The sequence below is a fragment of the Sphaerisporangium rufum genome (assembly GCF_016863395.1).
Classification (GTDB): Bacteria; Actinomycetota; Actinomycetes; order Streptosporangiales; family Streptosporangiaceae; genus Sphaerisporangium; species Sphaerisporangium rufum.
In genome coordinates this window covers 145,337-170,613 of the sequence record NZ_BOOU01000036.1, presented here as the reverse complement: position 1 = coordinate 170,613, position 25,277 = coordinate 145,337, and the positions used below count along the sequence as shown (strand labels likewise).

The 25,277-nt window shown below is 72.5% G+C and carries 25 protein-coding genes and 1 pseudogene; 13 read left to right on the top strand and 13 right to left on the bottom strand.

Annotation, left to right across the window (positions count from 1 at the left end; translation table 11 throughout):
* Window positions 1–10: 10 nt before the first annotated feature.
* Together Sru01_RS12885 and Sru01_RS12880 are read right to left on the bottom strand one after the other, a co-directional pair.
* The gene (locus Sru01_RS12885) at window positions 11–856 is read right to left on the bottom strand and encodes a helix-turn-helix transcriptional regulator (protein ID WP_239137365.1); all 846 of its coding nucleotides are present in this window, start codon (window positions 854–856) and stop codon (window positions 11–13) included.
* A 178-nt stretch (window positions 857–1,034) separates the two neighbouring features.
* On the bottom strand, window positions 1,035–1,421 hold the full coding sequence (locus tag Sru01_RS12880; RefSeq protein WP_203984521.1) for a nuclear transport factor 2 family protein: 387 nt from the start codon (window positions 1,419–1,421) through the stop codon (window positions 1,035–1,037).
* A gap of 113 nt (window positions 1,422–1,534) precedes the next feature.
* On the opposite strand from Sru01_RS12880, the gene Sru01_RS12875 reads away from it, so the two are divergent.
* The gene (locus Sru01_RS12875; protein ID WP_203984520.1) at window positions 1,535–2,158 is read left to right on the top strand and encodes an SbtR family transcriptional regulator; all 624 of its coding nucleotides are present in this window, start codon (window positions 1,535–1,537) and stop codon (window positions 2,156–2,158) included.
* Here the strand turns inward: Sru01_RS12875 and Sru01_RS12870 are convergent.
* Window positions 2,150–2,998 (bottom strand): NAD(P)H-binding protein, encoded by an 849-nt coding sequence (locus tag Sru01_RS12870; RefSeq protein WP_203984518.1) that lies wholly within the window; start codon window positions 2,996–2,998, stop codon window positions 2,150–2,152. The genes Sru01_RS12875 and Sru01_RS12870 overlap by 9 nt on opposite strands.
* Before the next feature lie 91 nt (window positions 2,999–3,089).
* On the opposite strand from Sru01_RS12870, the gene Sru01_RS12865 reads away from it, so the two are divergent.
* Together Sru01_RS12865 and Sru01_RS35555 are read left to right on the top strand one after the other, a co-directional pair.
* Window positions 3,090–3,908 carry a helix-turn-helix domain-containing protein gene (locus Sru01_RS12865; RefSeq protein WP_203984516.1) on the top strand — a complete coding sequence of 273 codons (819 nt, stop codon included), beginning with the start codon at window positions 3,090–3,092 and terminating at the stop codon, window positions 3,906–3,908.
* Window positions 3,909–4,010: 102 nt separating this feature from the next.
* A pseudogene (locus Sru01_RS35555) lies at window positions 4,011–5,024 on the top strand (AfsR/SARP family transcriptional regulator); the annotation flags it as partial.
* 2,046 nt (window positions 5,025–7,070) lie between these two features.
* Here the strand turns inward: Sru01_RS35555 and Sru01_RS35550 are convergent.
* Genes Sru01_RS35550 through Sru01_RS12850 form a run of 3 tightly spaced genes read right to left on the bottom strand, consistent with a single transcriptional unit; the run spans window position 7,071 to window position 10,625 of the window.
* Window positions 7,071–7,910, bottom strand: coding sequence for an ABC transporter permease (locus Sru01_RS35550; RefSeq protein WP_239137364.1), 840 nt, complete (start codon window positions 7,908–7,910; stop codon window positions 7,071–7,073).
* Entirely contained in the window at window positions 7,907–8,935 is a 1,029-nt protein-coding gene (locus Sru01_RS12855; protein ID WP_203984513.1) for an ATP-binding cassette domain-containing protein, read from the bottom strand. Before Sru01_RS12855 ends, Sru01_RS35550 begins: the two co-directional genes overlap by 4 nt.
* A 46-nt stretch (window positions 8,936–8,981) precedes the next feature.
* On the bottom strand, window positions 8,982–10,625 hold the full coding sequence (locus tag Sru01_RS12850) for an ABC-F family ATP-binding cassette domain-containing protein (protein ID WP_203984512.1): 1,644 nt from the start codon (window positions 10,623–10,625) through the stop codon (window positions 8,982–8,984).
* Between the two features lie 119 nt (window positions 10,626–10,744).
* Between Sru01_RS12850 and Sru01_RS12845 the strand changes: the two genes are divergently transcribed.
* Complete coding sequence (locus tag Sru01_RS12845; protein ID WP_203984511.1) at window positions 10,745–11,467, top strand: TetR/AcrR family transcriptional regulator; 723 nt, start codon at window positions 10,745–10,747, stop codon at window positions 11,465–11,467.
* 196 nt (window positions 11,468–11,663) lie between these two features.
* On the opposite strand, the gene Sru01_RS12840 is transcribed toward Sru01_RS12845, so the two are convergent.
* The 3 genes from Sru01_RS12840 to Sru01_RS12830 form a co-directional block, all read right to left on the bottom strand.
* A complete protein-coding gene (locus tag Sru01_RS12840; protein WP_373869517.1) occupies window positions 11,664–12,626 on the bottom strand; it encodes a DMT family transporter in 963 nt (320 codons plus the stop codon).
* Between the two features lie 203 nt (window positions 12,627–12,829).
* Entirely contained in the window at window positions 12,830–13,255 is a 426-nt protein-coding gene (locus tag Sru01_RS12835) for a hypothetical protein (protein ID WP_203984510.1), read from the bottom strand.
* A complete protein-coding gene (locus Sru01_RS12830; protein ID WP_203984509.1) occupies window positions 13,252–13,506 on the bottom strand; it encodes a hypothetical protein in 255 nt (84 codons plus the stop codon). Before Sru01_RS12830 ends, Sru01_RS12835 begins: the two co-directional genes overlap by 4 nt.
* 226 nt (window positions 13,507–13,732) lie before the next feature.
* Between Sru01_RS12830 and Sru01_RS12825 the strand changes: the two genes are divergently transcribed.
* The gene (locus Sru01_RS12825) at window positions 13,733–14,314 is read left to right on the top strand and encodes a TetR/AcrR family transcriptional regulator (RefSeq protein ID WP_203984507.1); all 582 of its coding nucleotides are present in this window, start codon (window positions 13,733–13,735) and stop codon (window positions 14,312–14,314) included.
* Between the two features lie 22 nt (window positions 14,315–14,336).
* The gene (locus Sru01_RS12820; RefSeq protein ID WP_203984506.1) at window positions 14,337–15,422 is read left to right on the top strand and encodes an alpha/beta hydrolase family protein; all 1,086 of its coding nucleotides are present in this window, start codon (window positions 14,337–14,339) and stop codon (window positions 15,420–15,422) included.
* On the opposite strand, the gene Sru01_RS12815 is transcribed toward Sru01_RS12820, so the two are convergent.
* Window positions 15,406–15,564, bottom strand: coding sequence for a hypothetical protein (locus tag Sru01_RS12815; protein ID WP_203984505.1), 159 nt, complete (start codon window positions 15,562–15,564; stop codon window positions 15,406–15,408). The two genes, Sru01_RS12820 and Sru01_RS12815, sit on opposite strands and share 17 nt — an antisense overlap.
* Before the next feature lie 282 nt (window positions 15,565–15,846).
* Between Sru01_RS12815 and Sru01_RS12810 the strand changes: the two genes are divergently transcribed.
* Window positions 15,847–16,473: a DUF6461 domain-containing protein gene (locus tag Sru01_RS12810; RefSeq protein ID WP_203984504.1), complete on the top strand. Its 627-nt coding sequence runs from the start codon at window positions 15,847–15,849 to the stop codon at window positions 16,471–16,473.
* A gap of 89 nt (window positions 16,474–16,562) precedes the next feature.
* On the opposite strand, the gene Sru01_RS12805 is transcribed toward Sru01_RS12810, so the two are convergent.
* On the bottom strand, window positions 16,563–18,209 hold the full coding sequence (locus Sru01_RS12805; RefSeq protein WP_203984503.1) for a bifunctional NAD(P)/FAD-dependent oxidoreductase/class I SAM-dependent methyltransferase: 1,647 nt from the start codon (window positions 18,207–18,209) through the stop codon (window positions 16,563–16,565).
* A 75-nt stretch (window positions 18,210–18,284) separates the two neighbouring features.
* On the opposite strand from Sru01_RS12805, the gene Sru01_RS12800 reads away from it, so the two are divergent.
* From Sru01_RS12800 to Sru01_RS12790, 3 genes are all read left to right on the top strand, one after another.
* Window positions 18,285–18,842, top strand: a complete 558-nt coding sequence (locus tag Sru01_RS12800; protein WP_239137363.1) for a helix-turn-helix domain-containing protein — start codon at window positions 18,285–18,287, stop codon at window positions 18,840–18,842.
* A gap of 168 nt (window positions 18,843–19,010) precedes the next feature.
* Window positions 19,011–20,144 carry a methyltransferase domain-containing protein gene (locus Sru01_RS12795; protein ID WP_203984502.1) on the top strand — a complete coding sequence of 378 codons (1,134 nt, stop codon included), beginning with the start codon at window positions 19,011–19,013 and terminating at the stop codon, window positions 20,142–20,144.
* A gap of 211 nt (window positions 20,145–20,355) precedes the next feature.
* A complete protein-coding gene (locus Sru01_RS12790; RefSeq protein ID WP_203984501.1) occupies window positions 20,356–20,787 on the top strand; it encodes a DUF5980 family protein in 432 nt (143 codons plus the stop codon).
* Window positions 20,788–20,920: 133 nt separating this feature from the next.
* Here Sru01_RS12790 and Sru01_RS12785 read toward each other — a convergent pair whose 3' ends face one another.
* Window positions 20,921–21,367 (bottom strand): ATP-binding protein, encoded by a 447-nt coding sequence (locus Sru01_RS12785; RefSeq protein WP_203984500.1) that lies wholly within the window; start codon window positions 21,365–21,367, stop codon window positions 20,921–20,923.
* Between the two features lie 215 nt (window positions 21,368–21,582).
* Here Sru01_RS12785 and Sru01_RS12780 point away from each other — a divergent pair, with 215 nt between their 5' ends.
* Together Sru01_RS12780 and Sru01_RS12775 are read left to right on the top strand one after the other, a co-directional pair.
* Window positions 21,583–22,359, top strand: a complete 777-nt coding sequence (locus tag Sru01_RS12780; RefSeq protein ID WP_203984499.1) for a helix-turn-helix domain-containing protein — start codon at window positions 21,583–21,585, stop codon at window positions 22,357–22,359.
* Entirely contained in the window at window positions 22,352–22,555 is a 204-nt protein-coding gene (locus Sru01_RS12775) for a DUF397 domain-containing protein (protein WP_203984498.1), read from the top strand. The genes Sru01_RS12780 and Sru01_RS12775 overlap by 8 nt, the downstream gene beginning before the upstream one ends.
* 232 nt (window positions 22,556–22,787) lie before the next feature.
* On the opposite strand, the gene Sru01_RS12770 is transcribed toward Sru01_RS12775, so the two are convergent.
* Window positions 22,788–23,837, bottom strand: coding sequence for a polysaccharide deacetylase family protein (locus Sru01_RS12770; RefSeq protein ID WP_203984497.1), 1,050 nt, complete (start codon window positions 23,835–23,837; stop codon window positions 22,788–22,790).
* Window positions 23,838–24,306: 469 nt separating this feature from the next.
* On the opposite strand from Sru01_RS12770, the gene Sru01_RS12765 reads away from it, so the two are divergent.
* Window positions 24,307–25,179, top strand: a complete 873-nt coding sequence (locus tag Sru01_RS12765) for a cellulose-binding domain-containing protein (protein WP_203984496.1) — start codon at window positions 24,307–24,309, stop codon at window positions 25,177–25,179.
* Window positions 25,180–25,277: the final 98 nt, after the last annotated feature.

Below are 25,277 nucleotides of genomic sequence, written 5' to 3'. Positions count from 1 at the left end.
ACCAGGTTCGTCAGGCTCGGGCGGCCGGGCGCGGGCCGGGCAGCCGGTCGAGACGGTCCGCGGTGCCGGTGCCCGGCCGCGGGTTGTAGAGCACCAGGTGCCAGTCGGGGTTGTCGGCGACCGCCAGGGTCGTCGCGTCGAAGAACAGGTCACCCGCCTCGGGGTGGCGGAGCGCGTTCACCGCCTGAGCCGGGACGCCGACCTCGTGCCGTGCCCACAGTGCGGCGAACTCGGGGCTCGCCGCGCCGAGGTCCGCCACCACCCGCCGGAAGGCGCGGTCGTCGGGAAAGCGCGCCGAATCGGCCCGGTAGGCGGCCACGACGGCGGCCGCGGCCGCCTCCCACACCTCGGGGAGCGCGCGGTACCGGGGACTCGTGAAGAAGGTGACCAGGCAGTTGCGGGCGGTGCCGTCGAAGCCGAACACCTCCCGCGCGGTCTCGTTGAACGCCAGTACGTTCCAGTACCGGTCCCGCAGTACGGCGGGCCGCCCATGCCAGGCGTCGAGCAGGTGCCGTACCTCGGGGGTGACCGCGGCGCCGGGCGCGCCGGCGGCGGGCGGCGGGTGGAGACCGGCCAGCAGGTAGAGGTGCGCCCGCTCCGGCCCGCTCAGTTGCAGGGCCCGGGCGATCGCGTCGAGCACGCCGGACGAGACGGTGATGTCGCGGCCCTGCTCGAGCCAGGTGTACCAGGACACCCCGACCCCGGCCAGCATGGCCACCTCCTCGCGGCGCAGCCCGGGGGTGCGTCGCCGGCTCGCCGCCGGGAGGCCGACGTCACCCGGCGTGAGCCGCGCCCGGCGACCGCGCAGGAAGTCACGGAGCCGCTCGTGGCGCCGGCCGGCAGGCTCGCTGGTCACCTTTCCACCGTAACCCCCCTGTTCGGTCTCGCTGGGATCGTTCGGAGATCCTGGACGGTGCGGAAACCAGGTGGCGAGGCCGGGGCGGGCCTGCCGTGGCATGCGACGCCTCCCGCCGCCGGCGTCGTCACCCGCTTCGCCGAGGTTGTGCGGGAAGGCCGGCTCGCGGGGCCGGCGTTCAGCCGTGGAGCAGTTCCTCGGGGGTGGCCGCGGCCGGGAAGCCGGTGCTGGCGCCCCACATCTCGGCGAACCGGCCACCGTCGATGCGGAAGATCTCGAACAGCTCGGGCGTCGCGCCGCCGTCCGGCGGCGTGACGCCCTCGACGGTCGACCGGACGGCGGCCCGGTCGCCGTCGACCAGGATGTCCTGGGCGACGACGCGGATCTCGGGGTAGCGGGTGACGAGCAGGTGCCAGGCGGCCTTGCCGGCCGCGAATCCCGGGACGCCGAGCGGATGGCTGAAGAAGCCGGGGACGTGCAGGTCGGCGGCCTGGTCGAATTGCCGGGTGTTGAAGCACTCCTGCATGCGCCGGATCAGGGTCACGGTGTCCTCATGGGTGGTCATCGGCATGCTCTCCTCGTGGCCGGGGGGATACGGGCGGGCGCCGACAATAACCGGTGCGCCGCCCCGGTTACCAAGACTATCCGGTACGGCGCCCCGGTTATGCTGGTGCCGAGATGCCGAGCCATCCACCCGAGCCGGACCAGGCGGCGGAGCGCCGGAGCGACCGGCGGCTCCGCGCCGACGCGCGCCGCAACCGGGAGCAGATCCTGCGGGCCGCGCAGCGGCTGTTCGCGACCGAAGGGCTCGGCGTCTCGCTCGACGAGATCGCCCGCCGGGCGGGCGTCGGCCCCGGCACCGTGCACCGGCACTTCCCGGCCAAGGAGGCGCTGTACCTCGCCGTCGCGACCCACCAGATCGAACACCTGGTGAGCAGGGCCGAAGAGCTCGCCGCGACCGGTGATCCCGCGGCGCTGTTCACGCTGCTGGCGGAGATGATGGCCTCCGGCGCCGAGAACGTCGCGGTGAAGAGCGCCCTGCTGGCCGCGGAGTTCGACCTGCGGACCGCCGCGCCGGACGTCGCGGCGGATCTCACCCGCCAGGTCGCGGGGCTGCTGGAGCGCGCCCGCGCGGCCGGTGCCGTACGCCCGGACGTCACCGCCGAGGACGCGATGGCCCTGGTCGCCGGAGCGTTCGCCGCGATCCGCCACGCCGGCGCGGAGGCCGGCCGCGACCGCGCCGCGCACCTGGCCCGCCTCATCCTCGACGGCCTGCGCCCCCGGCCGGCCGGGTCAGGCTGAGCCGAAGGCCGCCAGGTGGTCCGCCACCCAGGTGCCGAAATCGGTTGGCGGGCGGCCCAGGGCCAGCCGCACCCCGTCGGCCAGGACCGCGTTGCCGCCGTCCCGGATGACGCCGATGCCCTTGATCATGCTCGCCGCCGTCTCCGGATCGGTACCGGCCGCGAGCATCCGTTCGTGCGCCACGTCGAGCGGGACGTCGACCGTTCCGATCGCCCGTCCGAGGGCTCTCTCCAGCCGGGCCACCTGCTCGGGGACGCTCAGCAGCTCCGGCCCGGTCAACGTGTACGTCCGCCCGTCGTGCCCGGCCGCGACGAGCGCCTGCACCGCGACCTCGGCGACGTCCCGCGGATCGACGATCCCCTGCCTGGCGGTGCCGGTCAGGTTCGGCACCGGCTCGCCGGCCCGGACCGCGCCGGCCCAGCGCAGCGCGTTGGACGCGAAGGCGGAGGGCCGGAGCAGCGTCCAGCCCATGCCGCTCGCCCGCAGCGCGCGCTCGCCCGGCCCGTGCCAGTCGACCTCGCTGCCGGGGGTGCCGGCCCCGATCGACGAGAGCTTCACCACCGTGCGCACCTGTGCGGCTCGCGCCGCGGCCAGCATCGCCAGGTCGTACCGCTCGGTGGCCGGCCCGCCCGGGGTCAGCAGGAAGACGCCGCCGGCCCCGGACACCGCCCGGTCCAGCGAGGCGGGATCGTCGAAGTCGCCCGCCACGACCTCGACGCCGGGCGGTGCCTGGACGCGGGCGGGGTCTCGGGTCATCGCGCGGACCGCCGCGCCGCGGGCCGCGAGCCGCCGCAGTACCTCGCCGCCGATGGTGCCGGTGGCACCGGTGATCAGGATCATGGCCCGAGCCTGCCGCGGGCCGCCGGCAACCGGATAGGAGGATTCGGCACCGGCCGGCACCGTCCCCTCGACTGCCGTATACCGTCGACCCGTGAGCGCGATATGGGGACAGGAGGTACCCGTGCCGGGCGCCCTGCGGCCCTGGGTCGCCGACGTGCGGGTCGCGACCGCCGACGCCGGGCGGCGGCGGATCCTGGCGCACCTGCCGGACACCGCCACGGCGCTGGTGTTCCGCGCGCTGGACGACCGGCAGGGCGACCTGATGGTCGTCGGGCCCCGGACGCGGGCGGTTTACCACCCGGGGAAGCACGTGCCCTTCGGGCTCCGGCTCCGCCTCCGGCCGAGCCGCGCGGCGTTGCTGCTGGGCGTGCCGGTGAGCGAGCTCGCCGACCGGGTCGTTCCACTACGGGAGTTGTGGGGCGCGTCCGGTGACCGCCTGGTCGGCGAACTGTCGGAGCAGGGTCACGATCATGCGCCGGTCCTGCGGCGGATCGGCGCCGAGCTGCTGGCCCGCGTCTCCCGCGCAACATCCGATGACAGGTCGCGAAGCGACCTGGTACGCGCGGCGATCACCGCACTGTCCGCGACCTCCGGCGACCGGCCCGGGCGGGTGCCCGAGGTGGCCCGGCGGCTCGGGGTCAGCGAGCGCCACCTGCGTGGTCTCGTGACCGGCGGGGTCGGGGTGTCGCCGAAACGGCTGGTGCGCATCCACCGGCTGCGCACCGTGCTCGCCCGGGCGCAGGCCGGTTCGTGGGCGCGGCTCGCCGTCGAGGCGGGCTATTACGATCAGTCTCATTTCACCGGCGAGTTCCGCAGGACGATGGGGGTGTCGCCCGGCTCGTTCATCACCGGACGCCTGCCCGCCCCCGCCCCCTGCCGACCGGAAGCGCCGATCATGAGTCATCCGTAAGCTGGGAGTGTGTCCCCCACACTGGTCCTGCTCGACGGCGTCCGCTGGCGGGGTTCGCGCGTGGTCGGCGATCGCGCGCGGACGTTGCTGGCCGTGCTCGCCATGCACGGGCGCGCGGGGATCGGTGAGGAACGCCTGGTCGAGGAGCTGTGGCCGGACGAGGCGCCGGCCAACCCGGCCAAGGCGCTGCAGGTGGTCGTCTCGCGGACCAGGGCGGCGACCTGCGCAGACGCCGTGGTGCGGCTGCCGCGCGGCTACCGGCTCGGCCTGCCCGCCGAGCAGGTGGACGCGCTGCTGCTCGACGCGCTGGTGGAGCAGGCCCGGGCCGCGCTCGGCGTGGGCGACACCGCGCTCGCGCGCAGCCGCGCGGAGGAGGCCATCGGCCTGGCCGGCGGCCTGGACGGCGCCACCGGCCCGCTCGCCGAGCTGCGCGGCGCCGCGGCGCGGCGGGTCACCGAGGCGCGCCGGGTGGCGGCGATCGCCCGCGGCCGCAGCGGCGCGCACGAGAGCGCGCTGCCGCTGCTGGAGGCGGCCGCGGCCGACCGGCCGTATGACGAGGAACTGCTCGGCTGCCTGCTGCGCAGCGAGGCCGCGGTCCGGGGTGCCGCCGCAGCGCTGGAACGCTACGAGCGGTACCGCGCGGAGGTGGCCGACCGGCTGGGCGCCGGTCCGGGGCCCGAGCTGGCCAGGGTGCACGCCGAGCTGCTGGTCGCCGACCGGCCGGTGCGGGACGGCATCCTGTTCGACGGTTCCTCACTGCTCGGCCGGGACGGCGACATCCGCGCGGTGCACGCCCTGCTGGAGACCGATCGGGTGGTGTCCATCGTCGGCCCCGGCGGGCTGGGCAAGACGCGGCTGGCCCACGTCGTCGGGCGGAACGCCGCGCAGCCGGTGGCGCACTTCGTCGAGCTGGTCGGCGTCTCCTCGCCGGAGGGCGTGGTCGGCGAGGTCGGCTCGGTGCTCGGGGTGCGCGACTCGGTCAGCGGGCGGCGGGCCCTGACTCCCGGGCAGCGTTCCGACGTGCGGGCCCGGATCGCCCAGCACCTGGACCAGGCTCCGGCGCTGCTGATCCTGGACAATTGCGAGCACGTGATCGAGGCGGTCGCCGACCTGGTGGCGTTCCTGACCGTGACGACCCGCGCCCTGCGGGTGCTGGTCACCTCGCGCGCCCCGCTGTCGATCCCCGCCGAACGCGTCTACCCGCTGGGCGAGCTGCCCGCCGGGGACGCGGCCGAGCTGTTCCGCCAGCGGGCCACCGCCGCCCGCCCGGGCGTGCGGATCGACGAGGCGGCGGTCGCGGAGATCGTCGCCCGCCTGGACGGGCTGCCGCTCGCCGTCGAGCTGGCCGCGGCCAAGGTACGGGTGATGTCGGTGCCGGAGATCGCCCGGCGGCTGGCCGACCGGTTCGCCCTGCTGCGCGGCGGTAACCGGACCGCCCCCGACCGGCACCGGACGCTGCTCGCGGTCATCGACTGGTCGTGGAACCTGCTGGCCGAGCCGGAGCGGCGGGCGCTGCGCTGGATGTCGCTGTTCGGCGACGGTTTCACGCTGGCCGCCGCCGAGCAGGTGCTCGGCCCGGACGCGCTGCACGCGGTGGACGCGCTGGCCGAGCAGTCGATGCTGAGCGTCCGGGAGACGGCGTACGGGCTGCGCTACCGGATGCTGGAGACCGTCCGGGAGTTCGGGCGGCTTCGGCTGGCGGAGGCGGGCGAGGAGGCGCCGGCCCGGGCGGCGCAGCGGGACTGGGCGACTTCGTACGCCCTGGAACACGCCGCCGCCATGTTCAGCCCGGCACAATACGCGGCGGTGGACGCGCTGCACGCCGAGGAGGGCAACCTCGCCGACCTGCTCCGGCAGGCGCTCGCCGATTCCGACCCCGGCACGGTGGTCCGGTTGCTGACCGGGGTCGGCGCGCTGTGGTCGATCCGCGGCGACCACTCCCGGATCCTGGTGCACTGGGAGGCGATCAGCCAGGTGATCGCCGGTTGGACGCCACCACCGTCCCTGGTCGAGGAGACCCGGACCTCGCTGCTGATCCTGTTCATGAACGTGGTCGTCATCATCGACCAGCGCAACAGCCCGCTGCGCGATCTGCTCCGCACGCTGCCCACCGGTGAGCGGACCGATCCCCGGGTGGCGGCGATGGTCATGGTGCTGCTCGCCTGTGACGGGTTCGACAACGAGTCCGACATGCGCACCCGGCTGGCGGAGCTGAGCCGCAGCGCCGACCCCGAGCTGGCGCTGGCGGCGACCCAGATGAGCGTGCACGTCATGGAGAACGCGGCGGACGTGACCGGGGCGATCGAGGCCGCCGAGCGGACGCTGGCGATGCTGCCCGCCGACCAGGGGCCGTGGCTCGGCGCCATCATGCACGCCATCCTGGCCCACCTGGTCATCAAGGGCGGCGACCTGGCGCGGGCGGCCGGGCACGCGCGGACCGCGATCCCGGTGCTGAGCCGGCTCGGCGCCATCGACGACGAGACCCAGCTGCGCATGGTGCTGCTGTTCTGCGCGCTCGCCGACGGCGATCTCGGCGCGGCCGAGGCGGAGTTCGCCCGGATCTCCCGGATCAACGACGGCAGGGCGGTGCTCGGCGGGGTGGCGATGGCCTCGGTGTGCGCGGCCGAGCTGGCGCTGGCCCGCGGCGAGACCGCCGCCGCGCTGGCGGAGTACCGCCGGGCCATCCGGCGGGCCCGTGACGTCCGGCTGCCCGGCATGCAGGACGTGGAGTTCACCCCGTGGATGATCATGACGATCTCCGTCGCCCTGACGGCGCACGCCTATCACGCGCGGCCGCAGGACGCGGAGTACGCCGAGGAGCTGTTCGCCAAGGCCCGGGCCTTCGACATGTTCGGCGCGGACAACCCGTTCCTCGACCTTCCGCTGTGCGGCTCGATGCTCTTCGCGCTCGGTGCCTGGGGGCTGCTGCGGGAGGCCATGCCCCCGCGCGACGCGATCGGGCTGCTGGTGGTGGCCGAGCGGTTCGCCTACAACCGGCACATGCCGAGCATGGCGCTCGAGCGGATCGAACCGCACGCCGAGCGGGCCGCGCCCGGGGTGCTGGCCGAGATACGGGCCGGATACGCCGACCGGCGCGGCATCGACCTGCTCGACGAGGCGCGCGGCCTCCTCGAGCAGGTCTCCAGCCGGACCGGGCGGGGCTCACATGTGGCGCCGCTTGTAGCTGCGCACCGACAGCGGGGCGAAGATCACGATGACCACCAGGCAGGCCAGCAGCGTCCAGGCCACCTCACCGCTGACGTTGGCGTCGTTGGCGAGGTCGCGGGCCGCCGTGACCAGGTGTGAGACCGGGTTCACCCGGACGAACGCCGCCAGCCACCCGGGCAGCGTCTCCACCGGGACGAAGGCGTTGGACAGGAACGTCAGCGGGAACAGGATCATCATCGAGATGCCCTGCACGGCCTGGGCGCTGCGGGCGATCGTGCCGACCCAGGTGAACGCCCAGGCCAGCGACCAGCCGGTGACGACCGCCAGCAGGATCGCGGCGAGCACGCCGCCCACGCCGCCGCCCGGGCGGTAACCCATCAGCAGGCCGGTGACGAAGGTCAGAGTGGCCGCGATCGCGTAGCGCAGCAGGTCGGCCACCATCGGCCCGGCCAGCGGCGCGATCCGGGCGATCGGCAGCGACTTGAACCGGTCGAAGACCCCCTTCTCCATGTCCTCGCGGAGCTGGGTGCCGGTGGCCATGCACGTCGTCAACACGGTCTGCGCGACGATGCCGGGGATCATCAGCGGGAGGTAGCTCGCCACGTCGCCGGCGACGGCGCCGCCGAAGATGAAGGCGAACATCGCGGTGAACAGCAGTGGCTGCAGCGCCACGTCGAAGAACTGCTCGGGATTGCGGCGCATCTTCTTCAGCGCGCGCCACGCCATCATCAGTGTCTGCCCGAACGTCTCTCCCAGGGAGACGTGCCGCCGGGCGGCCGCCACCCGCTCGGCGGCCCGCACCGTCTCGCGGGTGGGGGTGATCAGGGTGCTCATCGGCCGTCCTCCTCCGTTCCGGTCTCGTCGCGGTCGGTCCCGTGGCCGGTGAGGGCGAGGAACACCTCGTCCAGGCTGGGCTTGGCCACGCTCACCGAGGCGACCGACACCCCGGCGGTGCGCAGCCCGATGAGCACGTCCGCCGCCAGATCGGCCCGGTCGAGGGCTACGTTGAGGCGGCCCCGCTCCGGGCTGAGGACCGGGTCCACGCCGAGGACCCGCCGGACGACCGCCACGGCGTCCGGCGCGTCGCCCGGCTCGGCGAGCACCAGCTGCAGTGCGGAGTTCCCGACCGTGGTCTTCAGCTCGTCGGGGGTGCCCTCGGCGACCTTGCGGCCGTGGTCGATGACGGCGACCCGGTCGGCGAGCTGGTCGGCCTCGTCCAGGTACTGCGTGGTGAGCAGCACGGTGCAGCCGTCGGCGACCAGGCCGCGGATGGTGTCCCACATCTGGCCGCGGGTGCGGGGATCGAGGCCGGTGGTCGGCTCGTCCAGGAAGATCAGCGGTGGCCGGGTGATCAGGCTGGCGGCCAGGTCGAGGCGCCGCCGCATGCCGCCGGAGAACTGCGCGAGCGGCTTGTTCGCCGCCTCCGCCAGGCCGAACTGGTCCAGCAGTTCGGTGGCGATGCGCCGGGCCCGCTGCGGGGCGACGCCCTGCAGCCGACTGAACAGCCAGAGGTTCTCCCGGGCGGTCAGGTTCTCGTCCACCGACGCGTACTGCCCGGTGACGCCGACCAGCTGGCGGATCACGTGCGGGTTTCCGGCCACGTCCACCCCGAAGATCTCGGCCCGGCCGGCATCGATCTTCAACAGGGTGGCCAGCATCCGCAGCATGGTGGTCTTGCCGGCCCCGTTCGGGCCGAGCACGCCGAAGATCTCGCCGGGACGCACCTCAAGGTCGATCCCGTCGACGGCCCGGTGCTCGCCGAACGCCTTCACCAGCCCCGCGACCCGCACGGCCGGCTCGACGCCTTCGCCGGGGGCCGGGCCGCCGCCCCCGGTGCGTCCAAGTTCTGTGATGCTCATGGCCCCACTCTGGGCGCCCCCGGTTTCACCGCACCCTCACCCGGTTTCACTCCTTGCCGGCGGCCACAGCGCGGCCGGGGCCGGTCTCCTCCCAGATCGGGTCGTCGCTCTCCTGGACCGTCCCGCCGGCTCCGAAGATGAGGAAGCGGTCGAAGTCGGCGGCGAACCAGCGGTCGTGGGTGACGGCCAGCACGGTGCCGGCGAAGCCCGCCAGCCCTGCCTGAAGGGCCTCGGCACTGGCCAGGTCGAGGTTGTCGGTCGGCTCGTCGAGCAGCAGCAGGGTCGCCCCGGACAGCTCCAGCAGCAGGATCTGCAGCCGGGCCTGCTGCCCGCCGGACAGGGTCTCGAACCGCTGTCCGGCGGCCGGGGCCAGCTCGTAGCGGGCGAGCGCGGCCATGGCGTCGTTCAGCGTGAGGGCGTATCCGGAGGTCACCAGCTCGGCGGGGGTACGGCCGTGCAGGTCGGGCCGGTCGTGGGTCTGCGCGAAGTGGCCGGGTACCACTCTGGCGCCCAGCGTGACGGAACCGCGGTGCCGGACCGCGGGCACCGTGCCGTCCGCCGCCCCGGCCAGCGCTCGCAGGAAGTGCGACTTGCCGGAACCGTTCGCCCCCAGCACGCCGACCCGCTCGCCGTACCAGATCTCGGCGTCGAACGCCCGGGTCAGCCCGGTGAGTTCCAGGCCCTGGCAGACGACGGCGCGCTTGCCGGTCCGGCCGCCGCGCAGCCGCATCCGGACGTTCTGCGGCCGGGGCGGCCGCTCCGGCGGCCCGGCCTCCTCGAACCGGGACAGCCGGGTGCGGGCGGCCCGGTAGGCGCTGGACAGCGCGTCGTTGCTGGCGGCGGTCTGCCGCAGCGTCTGGACCAGCCGCCGGAGTTTGGCGTGTTCCTCGTCCCAGCGGCGGCGCCGTTCCGCCAGGCGGTCGATGCGGTCCTGCCGGCCCTGGGCGTAGGTGGCGAACCCCCCGCCGTGCACCCACACGCCGCGCGACTCCACGGTCACGATCCGGTCGGTGGCGGTGGCCAGCAGGTGCCGGTCGTGCGATACCAGCAGCACGGTCTTGGTGGCGGTGCGCAGCCGGTCCTCCAGCCACCGCTTGGTGGGCACGTCGAGGTAGTTGTCCGGCTCGTCCAGCAGCAGCACCTGGTCCGGGCCGCGGAACAGGGCCTCCAGCACGAGGCGTTTCTGCTCGCCACCGGACAGGGTGCTGACCGGGCGGTCGCGGACCGCGTCGAACGGCAGGCCGAGGGCGGCCGTGGTGCAGGTGTCCCACACCACCTCCATGTCGTAGCCGCCGGCGTCGGCGTAGTCGCCGATGGCCTGCGCGTAGGCGAGCTGGGTGGCCTCGTCGTCGCGGCCGGCCAGGGCCGACTCCGCGCGGGCCAGGGCCGCGGCGGCGGCCCGGACCTGGTCGGGGGCCACCGACAGCAGCAGCGCGTGCAGGCTCCGGTCGTCGCGGACGGTGCCGATGAACTGCCGCATCACCCCGAGGCCGCCCGAGCGGACCACCCGGCCGCCGTCCGGCCGCAGATCGCCGGCGATCAGCCGGAGCAGGGTGGTCTTGCCCGCGCCGTTCGGCCCGACCAGCCCGGCCTTGACGCCGTCGCCGACCCGGAACGAGACCTCGTGCAGCAGCAGTCGCCCGTCCGGCAGCAGGTAGGTCAGCCCGTCCACCTCGATGTGCCCCGCCACCGCGCTCCCCTCGGCCGGTCCGGCGATGTATCCGGACCATTGTTCGAGTCACCGGATCATTGGTCCGGTTGGTCGATCACCATACTAGACTCCGGTGAGCGGGCGATGTGGAGGACGGGATGGCGACGAAGAGCACCGGCTCGGCCGGCGAGGTGTGGCTGCGGCCGCCGGGGCGGGCGGCCCGCGAGGCCCCGCTCAGCCGGGACCGGATCGTGGCGGCGGCCGTCGCCCTGCTGGACGAGGAGGGCGCGGCCCGGCTGACCATGCGCCGGCTCGCCGAGCGCCTCGGCACCGGCTCCACCACGCTGTACTGGCACGTCAAGACCAAGGACGACGTCCTGGACCTCGCCCTCGACGCGATCTTCGAAGGGGTGGAGATCCCGGACGGCCCGGACTGGCGGGCCGGCGTCACCGCGCTGATCGGCGGATGGCGGGCGGTGCTGCTGGCGCATCCCTGGTCGGCGGCGCTGCTCGGCCGCCCGATGCTCGGCCCCAACGTGCTGGCTCGCAGCGAGTTCCTGTACGCCGCCTTGGTGCGCGCCGGGGTTACCGGGCCGGCGCTGACCGCCGCCGCCTACGGCCTGTCCAACTTCGTCATCGGCTCGGCGCTCATGCAGGCCACCTGGACCGCCGGCGCCGAGCAGGACACCCGCCGCGCCGCCCGGGAGCACGTCCGTGCTCAGCGCGACCGCTACCCGGTCCTCGCCGCGCACGGCCCGCAGGCCGGCGCGGCGGACTGGGACACCGCCTTCACGCTCGGTCTCACCTGGTTGCTGGACGGCGTCCAGGCCGGTGCCACCGGCACGCCCGGCTCCGGCGGCCGCGGCCCGGAACCGTCCTAGGGTCTCCTGTTCCACGCGCCACCGGCTCCGGTGGCCACCGGTGGGAGCGTCCCAGCCGCGCATCCTGGTCCGCGGGCCACCGGGGCCCGGTCCGCGCCGAGCGGCCGTGCGCTCCGGTCCGGCCTCGTCGGGCCCGGACCGGAGCGGGGCCGGCCGCACGGGATCGCCGGTGGACGCCCGTCGCCTCAAGCGGGGATCAGTGCCGCCTGTTTCGCTCCCGGGTGGGGACGGCCAGCAGGACCAGGCCGAACGTGAGCACGGCCAGCCCGCACCAGGAGACGGCCGGCAGGCGTTCCCCCAGCACGGTCACCCCCAGGACGGCGGCCACCGCGGGCTCCCCGAGGGTCAGCGAGGTGGCCACCGGTGCCGGCGTGCGGCGCAGCCCGTACCCGAACAGCCGGTAGCACAGCAGCACGGTGACCAGCGCGAGATACCCGGCGACCGCCGCGCCGCGCCCGGTGGCGAGCCAGTGCGGGCCGGCGAGCAGCACCACCGGCAGCACGAGCAGCCCGGCGCCGCCGAACAGCACGCCCATCACCGCGTCGGAGGAATGCCCGCGGGTGATGAACCTGCCGCCGATCAGCGCGTACCCGGCGTACGACAGTCCGCTGGCGGCGGCGAGCAGCACGCCGGTCAGGTCGATCGGGGTGGCCTGCCCGGTGAGCCCGGGACCCAGCACCAGCAGGGCGCAGCCGAGCACGGCGGCCGCGGTGGCGGTGGTCCAGCGTGCGGTGGGCCGCGCCCGGCCGATGATCCAGGCCAGCAGCCCGGTGAAGACCGGCGCGCCACCCAGTGCGATCACCGTGGCCACCGCCACGCCGGTCCGGGCCACCGCCGGGTAGAAGGTGACCGGATACCCGGCCACGGTCAGCGCGCCGAGGAGGAGCAGCCACCGCTCGCCGCGGGTGCAGGCGGCGAGCAGGGCGCGGGCGCCGCGTGAGGTGAGGAACAGCAGGATGCCGCCGAGGGCGAGACCGGCACAGCCGACGGCCGCCGCCGGTGCGCCGGCCGGCGCCTGGGACGCGACGGTCCCGGTGGTGCCCCACAGCACGGCGGCGGTGAGGATGGGCACGGGGCCGCCGAGCAGGCCGGCGCGCGCGGGACGCGGGCCGGCGGTCGCCGGGCGCGCGGAAGTACGAGATGTCGTGCGATTCAGCACAGTCGTGATCTTTCATCGTGAGCTCGTCAGGGACCTGATCCGTGACGGGCGCACGACGGCGTCCTCGGACCGCCCAGCGGGCCGGTCGAGGTCGACGATCGAGACGGAGGTGCCGTGCGCCCGGTCAGGCGCGCGGCGGCGGCAGCACGACGTGCCAGTGAGTGCTCACCCGGCGAGCGTACCCGGCCGGGGCGTCACCGGGATCAGTCGTCCAGATCGTGGATATGCACGAGTTCCAGGCGCCAGGGCAGGTGCGCCTTCACCGCCTCCCAGCGCGGCGTGCTCATCGTCAGGATCGGCCAGTCGAGATGCTGAGCGACGGCGATCGTGTGCGCGGCGGCCATGTCCGGCGGCTGCTCCATCTGGGCCAGCACCTCCGACAGGCGCTCGGCCTCGGCGGCCGAGGCGATGACCTCCAGATGGATGTTCTCCAGCGCCTCCATCATGCCCCGGATCAGCCGGCGCTGGTCGGGCGACAGCATCGCCTCGGCCGTCGCCAGGGCGATGGCCGGCACCCCGGTGCGTACCCGCCCCTGATCCAACATGAGGATGAACCGGTGCAGGTCCAGATCGAACCGGCCGAGTTCGATCAGGACGGTGTCGTCCAGGACATATCCGAACGGGATCACCGGCGCGCCTCGCGCTCCCGGAGCACCCTGGCGGCGTTCTCCGCCCGGCGGGCCGCGCGGGCCATGCCCGCCTCGTCGGCCTCGGCCGCCTGGACGGTCTCCAGATACGCCAGCCGGGCACGGGTCTTCTCCACCTCGTGCCGGGCGATGAGCTCGGTGAGAACGTCGGCCAGCGTGGTCCCGCGGCCCCGTTCGTCGGCGATGGCGTTCAGCCGGTCACGCAGGCTCTTGGGTACCTTGATCGTCGTCATCTCCGCTGGCATACCGGGAGACTACTCGGTATTCGGTCGGCATGACAGGTACTTCCGGTCAGGCGCGACAATCGCTATCGAAGCCTGGAAGCGTGCCGGATCCGGCACGTCGTTCCCGTCCTCCTCCGGCCGCTCCGGGCCTGGTGCGTAGTGATCGCGGTAGCCGGATGGGTGGCCGGCCCGATCGAGGTGTACGACGTACACCTCCATGGTTTACTGTGTATACATGCCGATTTCCGAGACCGCGCGGAAGATAGCCGACACCGCGCAGGCCATCCTGGTGAGCGAGGGCGCCCGGGCGGTGACCATGCGACGGGTCGCCGACGAGGTCGGGGTGTCCCCGATGGCGACCTACAAGCACTACCCCAATCGCGACGCGCTGCTGGACGCCGTCGCCCACCGGGCCTTCCGGGAACTCGCCGACGGGTGGGGACGCCGCTGCCCGGACGGTCCCTGGGCGGACCGGCTGTCCGGCCTGATGCACGACTTCCTGGACTTCGCGCTGGGACGGCCGCACCTGTACACGTTCCTCATGACCGAGCGGCGGGAACGCGCCCGCCGGTTCCCCGAGGACTTCGCCGGCGGCGGATCACCGGCCTTCACCCAGGTCGTCGCGCTCGCCGAGGAGGGCATCCGGGCCGGGGCACTGCGCGCGGACGACCCGCTGGAGGTGGCCCTCGCCCTGACGTCGCCGGTCCAGGGGCTGGTGCAACTCTACCACGGTGGCCGGATCGGCCTGGACGAGGCCGGCTTCCGGCGGCTGTGCGAGCGTACGGTGCGGAGGGTCCTCGATGGCGTCCATGTCTGAGCGGCTGAGGCGGAGATTACGGGTGACGGCCGTCGCGGTCCTCACCGTCACGGTCGCGGCGGCGGGGTTCGGCGCCTGGACCGCCGCCGACCAGGCGACGAAGGTCGAGCACTACGGGGCGTACAACACCTACGTGCTCGCCGCCCGAGGCGGTCTGGTCACCCTGACCCGGACCCCCGACACCGGCAAGCCGGGCACGTACTGGCTGGAGTGGACCGGCGCCTACTCCATGCTCGGCGACATCGTGTCCCAGGCGCCGGACCGGGTGACCCGGCGGGTGCTGCGCGGCCCGACGCCGTCCCAGGGCACCCCGGGCTGGTTCGGCAACGTCCCGCCCGGCGACCCGAAGGTCGCGTGGGGCATCGACCACACCGAGGTCATGGTGCCCACCGAGCTCGGGCCGGCGCCCGCCTGGTACGTGCCCGGCAAGGGCTCCACCTGGGTGGTCGCCGTACACGGCCAGAACGGGCGCCGGAAGGCCGAGCTGAAGGTGCTGCCCGTCGTACATGGACTCGGGCTGCCGTTCCTGGACATCAGCTACCGCAACGACGAGGGCGCGCCGCCCTCGCCCGACGGGCTGATCCACCTGGGCGACTCCGAATGGCGCGATCTGGCCGCCGCCGTGCGCCACGCCCAGACCCTGGGCGCGCGCCGGTTCATCCTGTACGGCACCTCGATGGGCGGCCAGATCATCGGCCAGTTCCTGGCCCGGTCACCGCTCGCGAGCCTGGTCGACCGGGTCGTGCTGGACGCCGCCATGATCGACGTGCGGATGACCGCCGAGCAGGCCGCCCGGAACCACCACCTGCCCGCCTTCATGACGGCCCTGGCCAAGCCGATCATCGAGTGGCGTACCGGGATCGACACCGACCGGCTCAGCCTGATCCACCACCCGCCCAGGATCAGGCCGCCGCTGCTGCTGATCCACACCGTCCCGGACACCGACCACCCGATCCAGGAACCCCGCGACCTGATCACCGTCGCCCGGCGCCTCGGCTGGGACGCCCGGCTGGCGGAGTTCGCGGAAGGGCAGCACACCGAGGCCTGGAACGTGGACCGCCCCCGCTACGACCGCCTCATCAACGACTTCCTCACCCGCCGGCCCTAGCGGCCGCTTCTTGCGCGGGATGCGCGGTTCTGATGAATTCCAGGGCGACGGCGTGCAAGGCCTTCACCTGGGTGAGCGTCAGCCGGTCGATGAGGCGATGCAGATCGGCGTACGCGTCGGATCCCGCGCTCATGGTGACCACGTTACTGATCGTGCGCCATAGCGCATGGCAAACCTCATAGAGCGACAGATTTGTCCTAGCCTGCCGGTACCTTGATCGCTATAGCGATCACGTGAACGGCCTCGACCGTCAGGCAGGAACGCCCGTCCGTGGGAGCCGGACGGTGGAGCCGGCCGCATGCACCGACGCGGCGCCCGGCGGCCCGGCCACCGGTGGAATTCCGTTTTGCAACGTCTTCAGAAACGAGCAGGACACTCCCTAACCCGCGGGCGTCTTACCGGACGCCCCTGTCGAGAGGCGACCATGCAGTCACGGAGCCATCTGCACGACCTTCTGGTCGCGACCATCTTCACCGAAGGACTCGATGCCGAGGTGGACGAGATGGACGAGAAGGACCTGTGGACACTGGGATTCAGCGCCGTCTGGATCAAAGGCGCCGGCATCGACGCCCTTGCCCCGGCCTTCTCCCTGGACCTCATCACCCGTACCCCTTGCTACCTGAGCGAGCTCCTCGAACGCCACTACGACGACGAATCACTCTGGGTGGCCGAGGTCAACGGCTGGATCGGCATCGTGCCGGCGCGTGACGACGATGCGTTCCTGCTGTCCATCACCGAGGCCGGCCGTGAGGCCCTCAGCCTCAGCATGGGCATCACGGGCCATGACTACTTCAAGTACGCGCGCGATGGGCGCATGGTCGTCTCCTTCGAGCCGACCTGTCCAGAGCTACGGTTCGGCGACGATCCGCACGCGCTCGACCATCTGATGGACGGGCTGCGCTTTCAGATCAGTGAGTTCGGCGGCCCCGATGCCGTGGAACCGGACGAGAGCATCAGCTCCGCCCTGGCGCTGATCGGGCGGATCACCGAAACCGACATCGCCACCGACTGGTTCCAGGCCCGGCACTCACGCATCCGCCCCACCTCTTGACGGCTCCCACCAAGGCATCGAGCGTGCTGCCGGCCAGGTCCGCCGGCACGATGGTGCCGTCCGGTGAGCGGCTCGTACCGCACGGCCGATCAGACGACCGCTCGCCGGGTCGCGCGCAGCACGACGTCGCTGACGTGGTGGGTGCTGGCGGCGCCCGGGGGCCGTGGCCGGGTCTCGTGGATCTCGACCTGCCAGGTGCCGGGGTCGGCGGTGAGTGCGGCGGCGACCTCGTCGACCCCGACGAACGCCTCAGGGTCGTACATCCGGGTCTGGGTCGCCACGTCCGCCGGCTCGCGCAGCGGAGTGAGGTCATGATGCACGACCAGCAACGTGCCGCCGGAGGCGACGGCGGCGAGCAGGTTGCGCAGACCGCGCTGGTCGGGCGTGCGCTTGAAAGAACCGTACTGCAGCGAGACCAGGTCGAAGGTCTCGGTGCCGAAGGGGGCGGGATCGTTGGCGTCGCCGCGCACGAGGGTGACGTCGAGTCCCCGGCGCCCGGCTTCGGCGCGGACTCGCTCGAGCGCGTTGCCGGAGATGTCGGTGGCGGTCACCTTCCAGCCGTGCTCGGCCAGCCAGAGGGCGTCGGCGCCCTCGCCGGTTCCGACGTCGAGCGCCCGGCCGGGGGGCAGCGCGGTGACCTCGTGGACGAGCGTTCCGTTGGGGTTGGCGCTCCACACCCGGTCGCGGCCCCCGTAGCGCTGGTCCCAGTCGGCCTCCTCGCCCGAATGGCGCACGGCCGCGCGCAGATCCTCCTCGGCGAGGCTGAAGGAGATCATGGCGCCGACCTGGCTGCCCTGGGCGGCCGACGGCAGCACCTGCAGGCTCGGGTCGGTGATGTTGCCGGCCGCGTAGACCCCCGGTACGGCGGTCTCACCGCGCGGATCGACGGTGAGGACATCGCCCGCGCCGGTCGGGTGCGGGGTGGCGGCGAGCCCGACCCCGGACAGCACGCCGGCGCGTGCCCGGAACCGCGGGCCGACCACGACGGCGTCGGCCTCAAGGACACGATCGTCGCCGAGCTCGACCGCGGACACCGCGCCGTCCGGCCCGGTGCGGACCCGGCGGACCTCGCCGCGCTCGACGGTGACGCCGGAGGCGGCGAGGGCTTCGACGGCACCCTCGTCGAGCCCGGCCGGGTCGTGCAGCACGACGGTCAACCGGTCGGTCAGGTGGCGGAACAGCGGGGCCGGGTGGAGTCCCCAGGGATGCGTGACGATCTGCACCAGGCGCTGGTCGCGCACCTCGAAGCCGTGGCAGAACGGGCAGTGGATCACACCGCGCCCCCATCCCTCGGCGACGCCGTCGATCGCCGGCAGCTCGTCTGACAGACCGGTCGCGGCGAGGACGCGGCGGGCCACCAGCGCGTGCCCGCCGGTGAGGTCGAGCCGGAACCGGCCGTCATCGCGACGGTGTACCCCGACGACCCGGCCGGAGAGCACCTCCCCACCGTGCCTGCGAACCTCCTCGCGTCCGGCGACCCTCAGCTCGCCGGGCGCGATGCCCTCGTGCCCCAAGAAGCCGTGCATGTGCGCGGCCGGGGCGTTGCGCGGGGTGCCGTCGTCGACCACGATGACGCCGCGCCGCTGGCGGGAGATCTGCAGGGCGGCGGCGAGTCCCGCCGCCGAGCCGCCGATCACGGCGACGTCGCAATGACGCTCAAGAGTGGAGTGGTGCGCATGGCCGACGTGCTGCTCAGCGTGCCCTGAACGGGGTGTCTGCGTGGGGTGGTCTCTCATGGTCTCGACGGTACAGCGCCCGGCGGTCTTGGCAAGCAGACTTGCAGAATCTGCAAGGCGTGCCATGATGGAGGCGTGAATGGAGTCACCGATATCGAGGCCCTGGCGCGCTCGCGGCTGCGCAGCATGCGCACCACCCTGGGGTACTCCCTCGACGAGCTGGCCGAGCGCACCAACCTCAGCCCGTCCACCATCAGCCGCGTCGAGACGGGCAAGCGCACGCTGAGCATCGACGTGCTCGTGCCGCTGGCCAACGCGCTGCAGATGAGTCTCGATGTGCTCTTCGAGGCGCCCACCGACGACGACGTCGTCATCCGTCCGGTCGCGCACAGCAGCGGCACCCGGACGACGTGGCCGCTGAGCCGTCCGGACGGCCGCATGGTCGCGGTGAAGATGCGGCTCGAGCCGTCCGACGTGTCGCCCGGCCAGCGGGTACACCCGGGCCACGACTGGTTCCTCGTGCTCGAGGGACGAGTGCGGCTGTGGCTGGGTGAGCGGCAGATCGACGTCGACGCGGGGGAGGCGGCGGAGTTCGCGACCATGGTCCCGCACGCGTTCACCGCCCTGGACGGCCCGGCCGAGTTGATCATGGTTTTCGACCGCGACGGACAGCGCGCCCACGTCCACCAGTGAGCGGTGCGCCAGCTGAAGCCGCGGGTCCCTGGTGCGCGGCGTTCGGGATCACACCTGCCGACCATCCCGTTCGGCCAGGCCACGTGCTTGTGGGTCCCGCTCGTCGAGATCGGCCGATGCCGTCCCTGCCTGGCCTGCTCGTGGGGCTCGGCAGAGGAGACTGAGCTCATGGACTGGCAACCTCATGCCCAGCGTCTCGCCGGTCGGGTCACCCACGCCGGGTCACGGTGGCGGGACGCCGTCGCCGGCACGCCTCGTCACCGGTTCGTGCCCGCCTGGTGGACCTGGAGCGAGAGCCACTGGGAGCGCCGGTACGGCCCGGCCGACGAGGACGCGTGGCTGGCCGCGGCCTACCGGGACCGCACGCTGGTCACCCGGGTCGGCACGCTGCACGCCGACCGGGCCGGCACGGATGACCAACCGGCCGGGCGGCCGACCTCCTCCAGCACGCTGCCGACCCTCGTGGTGCAGATGTACCGGCACGCCCGCATCGGTGAGAAGGACACCGTGCTCGACGTCGGCACCGGCTCCGGGTACGGCACCGCCCTGCTGTGCCACCGGTTCGGCGCCGACCAGGTGACCAGCATCGACGTGGACGACCACCTGGCGATTGCCGCCGGGGAGCGGCTGGCCGAGATCGGTTACCACCCGCGCGTCTCGGCGGTGGACGCCACCGGCGAGATCCCGGGGACGTTCGATCGGATCGTGGCGATGGTGTCGGTGCGGCCCATCCCCGCCTCGTGGCTGAGCGCGCTCAACCCGGGTGGCCGGCTTACGACCACCATCGCCGGGACCTCGCTCATCGTGTCCGCCACCAAGACCCACGACGGGGGCGCCGCCGGCCAGGTGGAACGCGACTGGGCGATGTTCATGAAGACCAGGACGGGCGCCGACTACCCGCCGGGCCTGGCCGACTTGATGGAGTCCGCGTTCACAGTTGACGGTGAGGACATCTCCACCGGCCGGTTCCCCGTGATCGACATCGAGGAGAACGCCTGGGAACTGCGGTCCATGGTGGAGGTGATGGCACCCGGCGTCGAGCACGGCTACCGGGAGGCCGGCGATACCCGGATCGCGGCCCTGGTCCATCCGGACGGGTCCTGGGCGCGGGCCGAGCAGACCGGCCGCGATCTTCCGACCGTGCACCAGGGCGGGCCACGCCGCCTGTGGGACCTCGTCGAGGCGGCTCGTGACCAATGGCTGTGGGAAGGGTCGCTGCCGCTGTACGGGGCGAACGTCCGCGTCACCCCCGACGGGACGATCCATCTCCGGCGCGGCCGGTGGAAGGCCACCATCAGCTGACCTGCAGTATGGGCAGGGAAGCGCTGCGGCCGTCAGGACGTCATTGGCGCGCTGAACTGTGTGCGTAATCGCCGGGTGAGTGAGTTCAAGCCCGACTGCCGGTTCCGCGGGGCGTCTCACAGTGCGGTGGGTTGCTTCTCAAGATACTTGAAACGGTCAATAATGCGCCTGACGGTGAACATCCACCGCGCAAACGTTTCAGGAGGTAGCCGTGAGATCGACTGAACGTATTCTCAGACTGTTACTCGGGGTGGCTGCCGGGCTGGTGCTGGCGTTGGCCGGCGCCCTGCCGGCCGGCGCGGCCACGAAGACGGCCTCGTCGACCTGGACGCTGCTCGACATCGGCCAGCGGATCTGCGTCTCCCCGCAGTACGGCCACCCGGGAACGTACTTCCTGGTGCCCATGAGCGGAAGCTGGACGACGACCCTCTCGACCGGCATCAAGAACCTGCCCCCCGGTTCCACCAGCGTGGGCGGCAACCCGATCCTGCCCGGCTCCAACCACGACGGGACGATTCTGGCGCTCGTCCAGGTGACGGTGGCCCCGGCGCCGGTCGGGGTGTACACCCCCGACCTGTGGGTCTCGGACGGCACGGAGACCCAGACCGTCCCGGTGACCATCGAGTTCCGGCAGGGCTGCTGACCGCCAGCGGATAACAGCCGACCCGTACCGCGCCCGGTTCGAAAACCGCCGTTCCGGCACGAGAGGCCCGCCTTCCGGAATTCCTGGGCGGGCCTCTCGTGTTGTCCGACCGTCCGGCGTCGCGCTTCCGCGCTCATCCGGCACCCGGCGCGCATCCGGTGCCTGCCTGAGAGGTCCGGTCGCCGCTGCCGCGCTGGTAGGCGACCTGGAACCAGAGGGTGCGGCCGGTGGCGTGCCGGCGGACGGCCCAGCGATGGGCCAGCATGTGCACGATGTGCAGGCCCCGCCCGCCCTCGCCGGACTCGTCGTCCCGCAGGTGCGGCCCGTCTCCGCCGCCCGCGTCCACCACGTCGACGTGGACGAAGTCGTGGCAGTCGGCCAGAACGACGGTGATCTTCCCGCCGTGCGCCGAGTCCGAGTGGACGATGGAATTCGTCACCACTTCGGATACCAGCAGCGTCACATCGTCCAGCGCCGGGTGGGTTTGGCCGAGTTTATCGCTCACGAAAGTCCGTGCGAGTCCGGCCGATTCCGGAGTCCCCTTCAGCTCGATGGCGCCGAGCAGCCTTCCCTTTCGCATCCGCCCGCCCTCTCGTCCGTCGTAATGGCCGCCCTGTCCTGGCGACTTCGCCTTATCAGGCTGGCGACGGAGAGCTACCATCGATAGACGTTCCGGCTCACGGACCACCACAATCCTGTGAGCATACGTGAACGCGCTACGATTCCCCCGGCTTGGATGGATGGTGCGGTTTGTCTCGTGTGCGAGAAATAGACCCTAACGAGTCGCCGCGTGCCTTGTTCGCCTTCGAGCTGCGCCGATTCCGGGCGGCCGCCGGGCTCACCCAGGACGCTCTCGGTGCGCGGATGAAGTTCTCCGGGTCGCAGGTCGCCATGGTCGAGACGATGCGGCGTTCACCGTCCGAAGAGTTCGCTCGCGAGTGCGACAACGCCCTGGGGCTGGACGGTGTAATGCTGGGCTTCTACACGCGAACCCTCTGGAAGGAAGCCCCCGAGCACATCCGTCCGTTCCTGGAAGAGGAGCAGGATGCCAGCGGGTTGCGCACTTGGGAGCCGGTGATCGTGCCTGGTCTGTTCCAGACGGAGGCGTACGCACGGGAGATCCTCGGCTCGTCTCCCGGCGTAACAGCGGAGAAGCTGGAGGAACGCCTCGCGAACCGTATGCATCGGCAGGCTATCCTGCGGCGTGCAGATGCGCCCGACCTAATCGTTATCATGGATGAGGTCGTTATCCAGCGAGTTATCGGAAGTGCCACATTAACCTGCGCGCAGCTCACATACCTGCTTGAAGTTTCCCGTCATCCTATGGTGACCATACAAATAGTCCCGTTCGCGTCCTCTGCGCACTGTGGGATGGTCGGTGGTTTCATCGTAGCGGAGCGAAATGGGGTTCCTCAGGCAGCGTATGTTGAAGGGCAGCCGCACGGGCGGACTCTGTACGATCGGGCGAGGTTGGTCCGGCTCATGCAGCGATATGACGCGATCAGGGCCGAAGCTCTACCGTCCAGACAGTCGCTCAGGCTAATCGAGGAAGCGGTGAAGACCTATGCGTGATCTTCGGAACGCTGAATGGCGCAAGAGCAGTTACAGCGGCGACGAGGGCGGTAACTGCGTCGAGGTGGCGGCGAACGTGGCCGGGGTCGTGGGGGTCAGGGACAGCAAGGTTCCGGGCGGGGCGGCGCTGGCCGTCGCGCCGGAAGCCTGGGCGGCCTTCGTCGGCGGGGTGAAGAGCGGCGCGCTGGCCGGCTGATCGCGGACGCGCGGGCGGCCGTCCTGGTGAGCGGCCGGGGTCCGCAGGTATCCGATCGAGGGCGGGGTGGCCGGCGCCGCCGCGGTCGCCCGGAAGGTGGCGTGCGCGGTCGGGGCCGGCCACCCCGGGAGGAACCCTGCTTCCTCCGCGGAGTCCGCTTCGCCCGGGAGCCGCCGGCGAAGCGGACGTAGAGGCCGGCCCGGCCGGTCGGGTGCCGGCCGGGCGAGGGGTGTCAGCTCGCGCTGCAGCTGGCGGTGGGCCAGTTCCAGTTGCCGTTCGGCTGGATGGTGAGGCCCCAGTTGTTGCCGCTGCCGTTCGGCCGGGCGACGAGCACCTGCGAGCTCGGGTAACTGGCGCTGACGTTCCAGGTGGTCATCACCCGCGCGGGCGACGGCAGGGTCAGCGTCACCGTCCAGTTGCTGGACCCGGAGACCGCGACGTTGAGGTTGTAGCGATCACCCCAGCGCTGGCCGGCCGACAGCGTCGCGGTGCAGGAGCCGCCGGGCGGCGGGCCGGACGGGGAGCCGGACGGTGACGGGCTGGACGGGGGCGGGCTGCTGCCGCCGTCGGGGGCGACGGCCCGGCCGGTGGCCGGGGAGATCATGCCGGCGCACATGTTCCGGGACCGCAGGTTCGCCGCGATCTGCGGGATCGCCTGGACGGTGGTGGAGTACTGGTCGTGCATCAGGATGATCTGGCCGTTCTGCAGCCGGCCCGCGGCCTGCACGATCTGCGCGGTGCTCGCGCCGTTCCAGTCCTGCGAGTCGACGTCCCAGATGATCTCGGTGAGGCCGAGCTGCTGGGCGATGGACTTCACGGTGCCGTTCGTCGAGCCGTAGGGCGGCCGGTACAGCTTGGGCGCCGTCCCGGTGGCCTGCTGGATGGCCTGCTGGGTGCGCTGCAGCTCGGACTGGACCTGCGAGCTGCTCAGCTGGGTCAGGTAGGGGTGGGTGTAGCTGTGGTTGCCGATCCACATGCCGGCGTCCTGCTGGGCGCGGACCAGTGACTGGTTGTTCTGCGCGTTCTGCCCGATGTTGAAGAACGTCGCGCGCAGGCCGTTCGACCGGAGCGTGTTCAGCAGGTTGTTGGTGTTGTTCGGGTTGGGCCCGTCGTCGTAGGTCAGCCCGACGTAACCGCCGCTGCAGTCGGCGGCGCGGGCCGGGGACGACAGGCCCGCGAGCAGCCCGGCGCCAAGGACGCCGGCCGCGCCCGCGACCAGGGCCCTGCGGACGGCGGACGGACGCCGGCGGGGACTGCCAGGCGGGACGACACTGTCGATCATGTCTGTTCCTCCACTGGAACGCTGATCGCCGAGATGGCATGGGTGCGGCGGGCCGGCCTGCGCAGGAGTCTGGACATCCGCTCGAAATATGTCAATGAATGGGTGAAACATTTCGGCTGGATGAACCGTTAAAGCAGGCGATTGCCTTGGTGGATGCCGATGAAAGATTCGGCCCGGTCATAGCAGGCAGCGGAGCAACCGAGCACACCGAACATCGACGACCCGCCCGCGCCTGAGTCCGCTGCTGCGGGGGACCGGCCCCGGAGGGGGACCGGTCGCTCGCCAGGGCGTGCGGGTGATCACCTGAAAGATTCATCCGGTCGCCGATGGTGACGGGGGTGCCGCGGGCCGCCACCTGCCCGCACTCCACCGGCCGGTCCGGTCGCCCGGGCCCGCCGTTGACCGGCCGCGGTTCCCCTTCCACGCTCGTGCCGGGACGGTTTCCGGCAAGGCAGGTGAGGGGGAGTTCATGAAGGGACGATGGGCCGCGGCGTGGGCCGTCGCGACGGCGGTCGCCGCGGCCTTCCTGGTGCCGGCGGTGGCGAGCGCCGCCGACGGCCAGGCCGTGCGCGGGGTGACCACGACGACGCCGCCGGGCAGTCCGAGCCCGTCGCCGACGCTGGGGTGGCCGTGTTACGACCCGCGGACCCCGCCGCCTAGCAGCCCGCCGCTGACGCCACCCACCGCGCCGGGCACGCCGGAACTGGTGAGCGCCATCAACATCTACGTGCGCCTGCGCTGGGCGCCCGCCAGCGACCCGGACGGGCTCGCCTGCTACCAGGTGTACGAGGACAAGGGCAACGGGACCAAGGTCAAGGTCGCCACCTTCGGGCCGGACGTCACCGAGGGACAGTTCACCGTGGCCTGGCCGCCGGGCTATGAGCCGAAGCGGATCGCCACCCTGTACGTGGTGGCCGTGGACCGGTGGGGTGCCGACAGCCCGCCGTCCGGGTCGATCCAGGTCACCATCTACAACGACGTCCTCCCGCCGCCCAGCCCTTCCCCGTCGCCCACTCCGACGCCGTCGGTCGCCTGCAAGGTGACGTACAACACCTATGACTGGTTCGGCGGTATGACGGCGTACATGTCCATCGCCAACACCGGGACGACGGCGATCCACGGCTGGGGGCTCACCTTCACCTTCCCGGACCCGGGTCAGCGCCTGACCTCCGGCTGGCAGGCGGACTGGTCGCAGACCGGTTCGGCGGTGTCGGCCAACGCGCTGTCGTGGAACCGCGACATCGCCCCCGGTGGCAGCGTCACCCTGGGCTTCACCGCGACGAACACCGGCGCCAACCCCGCGCCGACCTCCTTCAAGCTCAACGGGGCCACCTGCCGGTGACCTCGCCCGCCGGGCGACCTGCCCGGCCGGGGACGCGCTAAAGGCCCGGCGCCCGGTGGTCCGGGCGCCGGGCCTGGCGCGCTCGACGACGCCCGGGC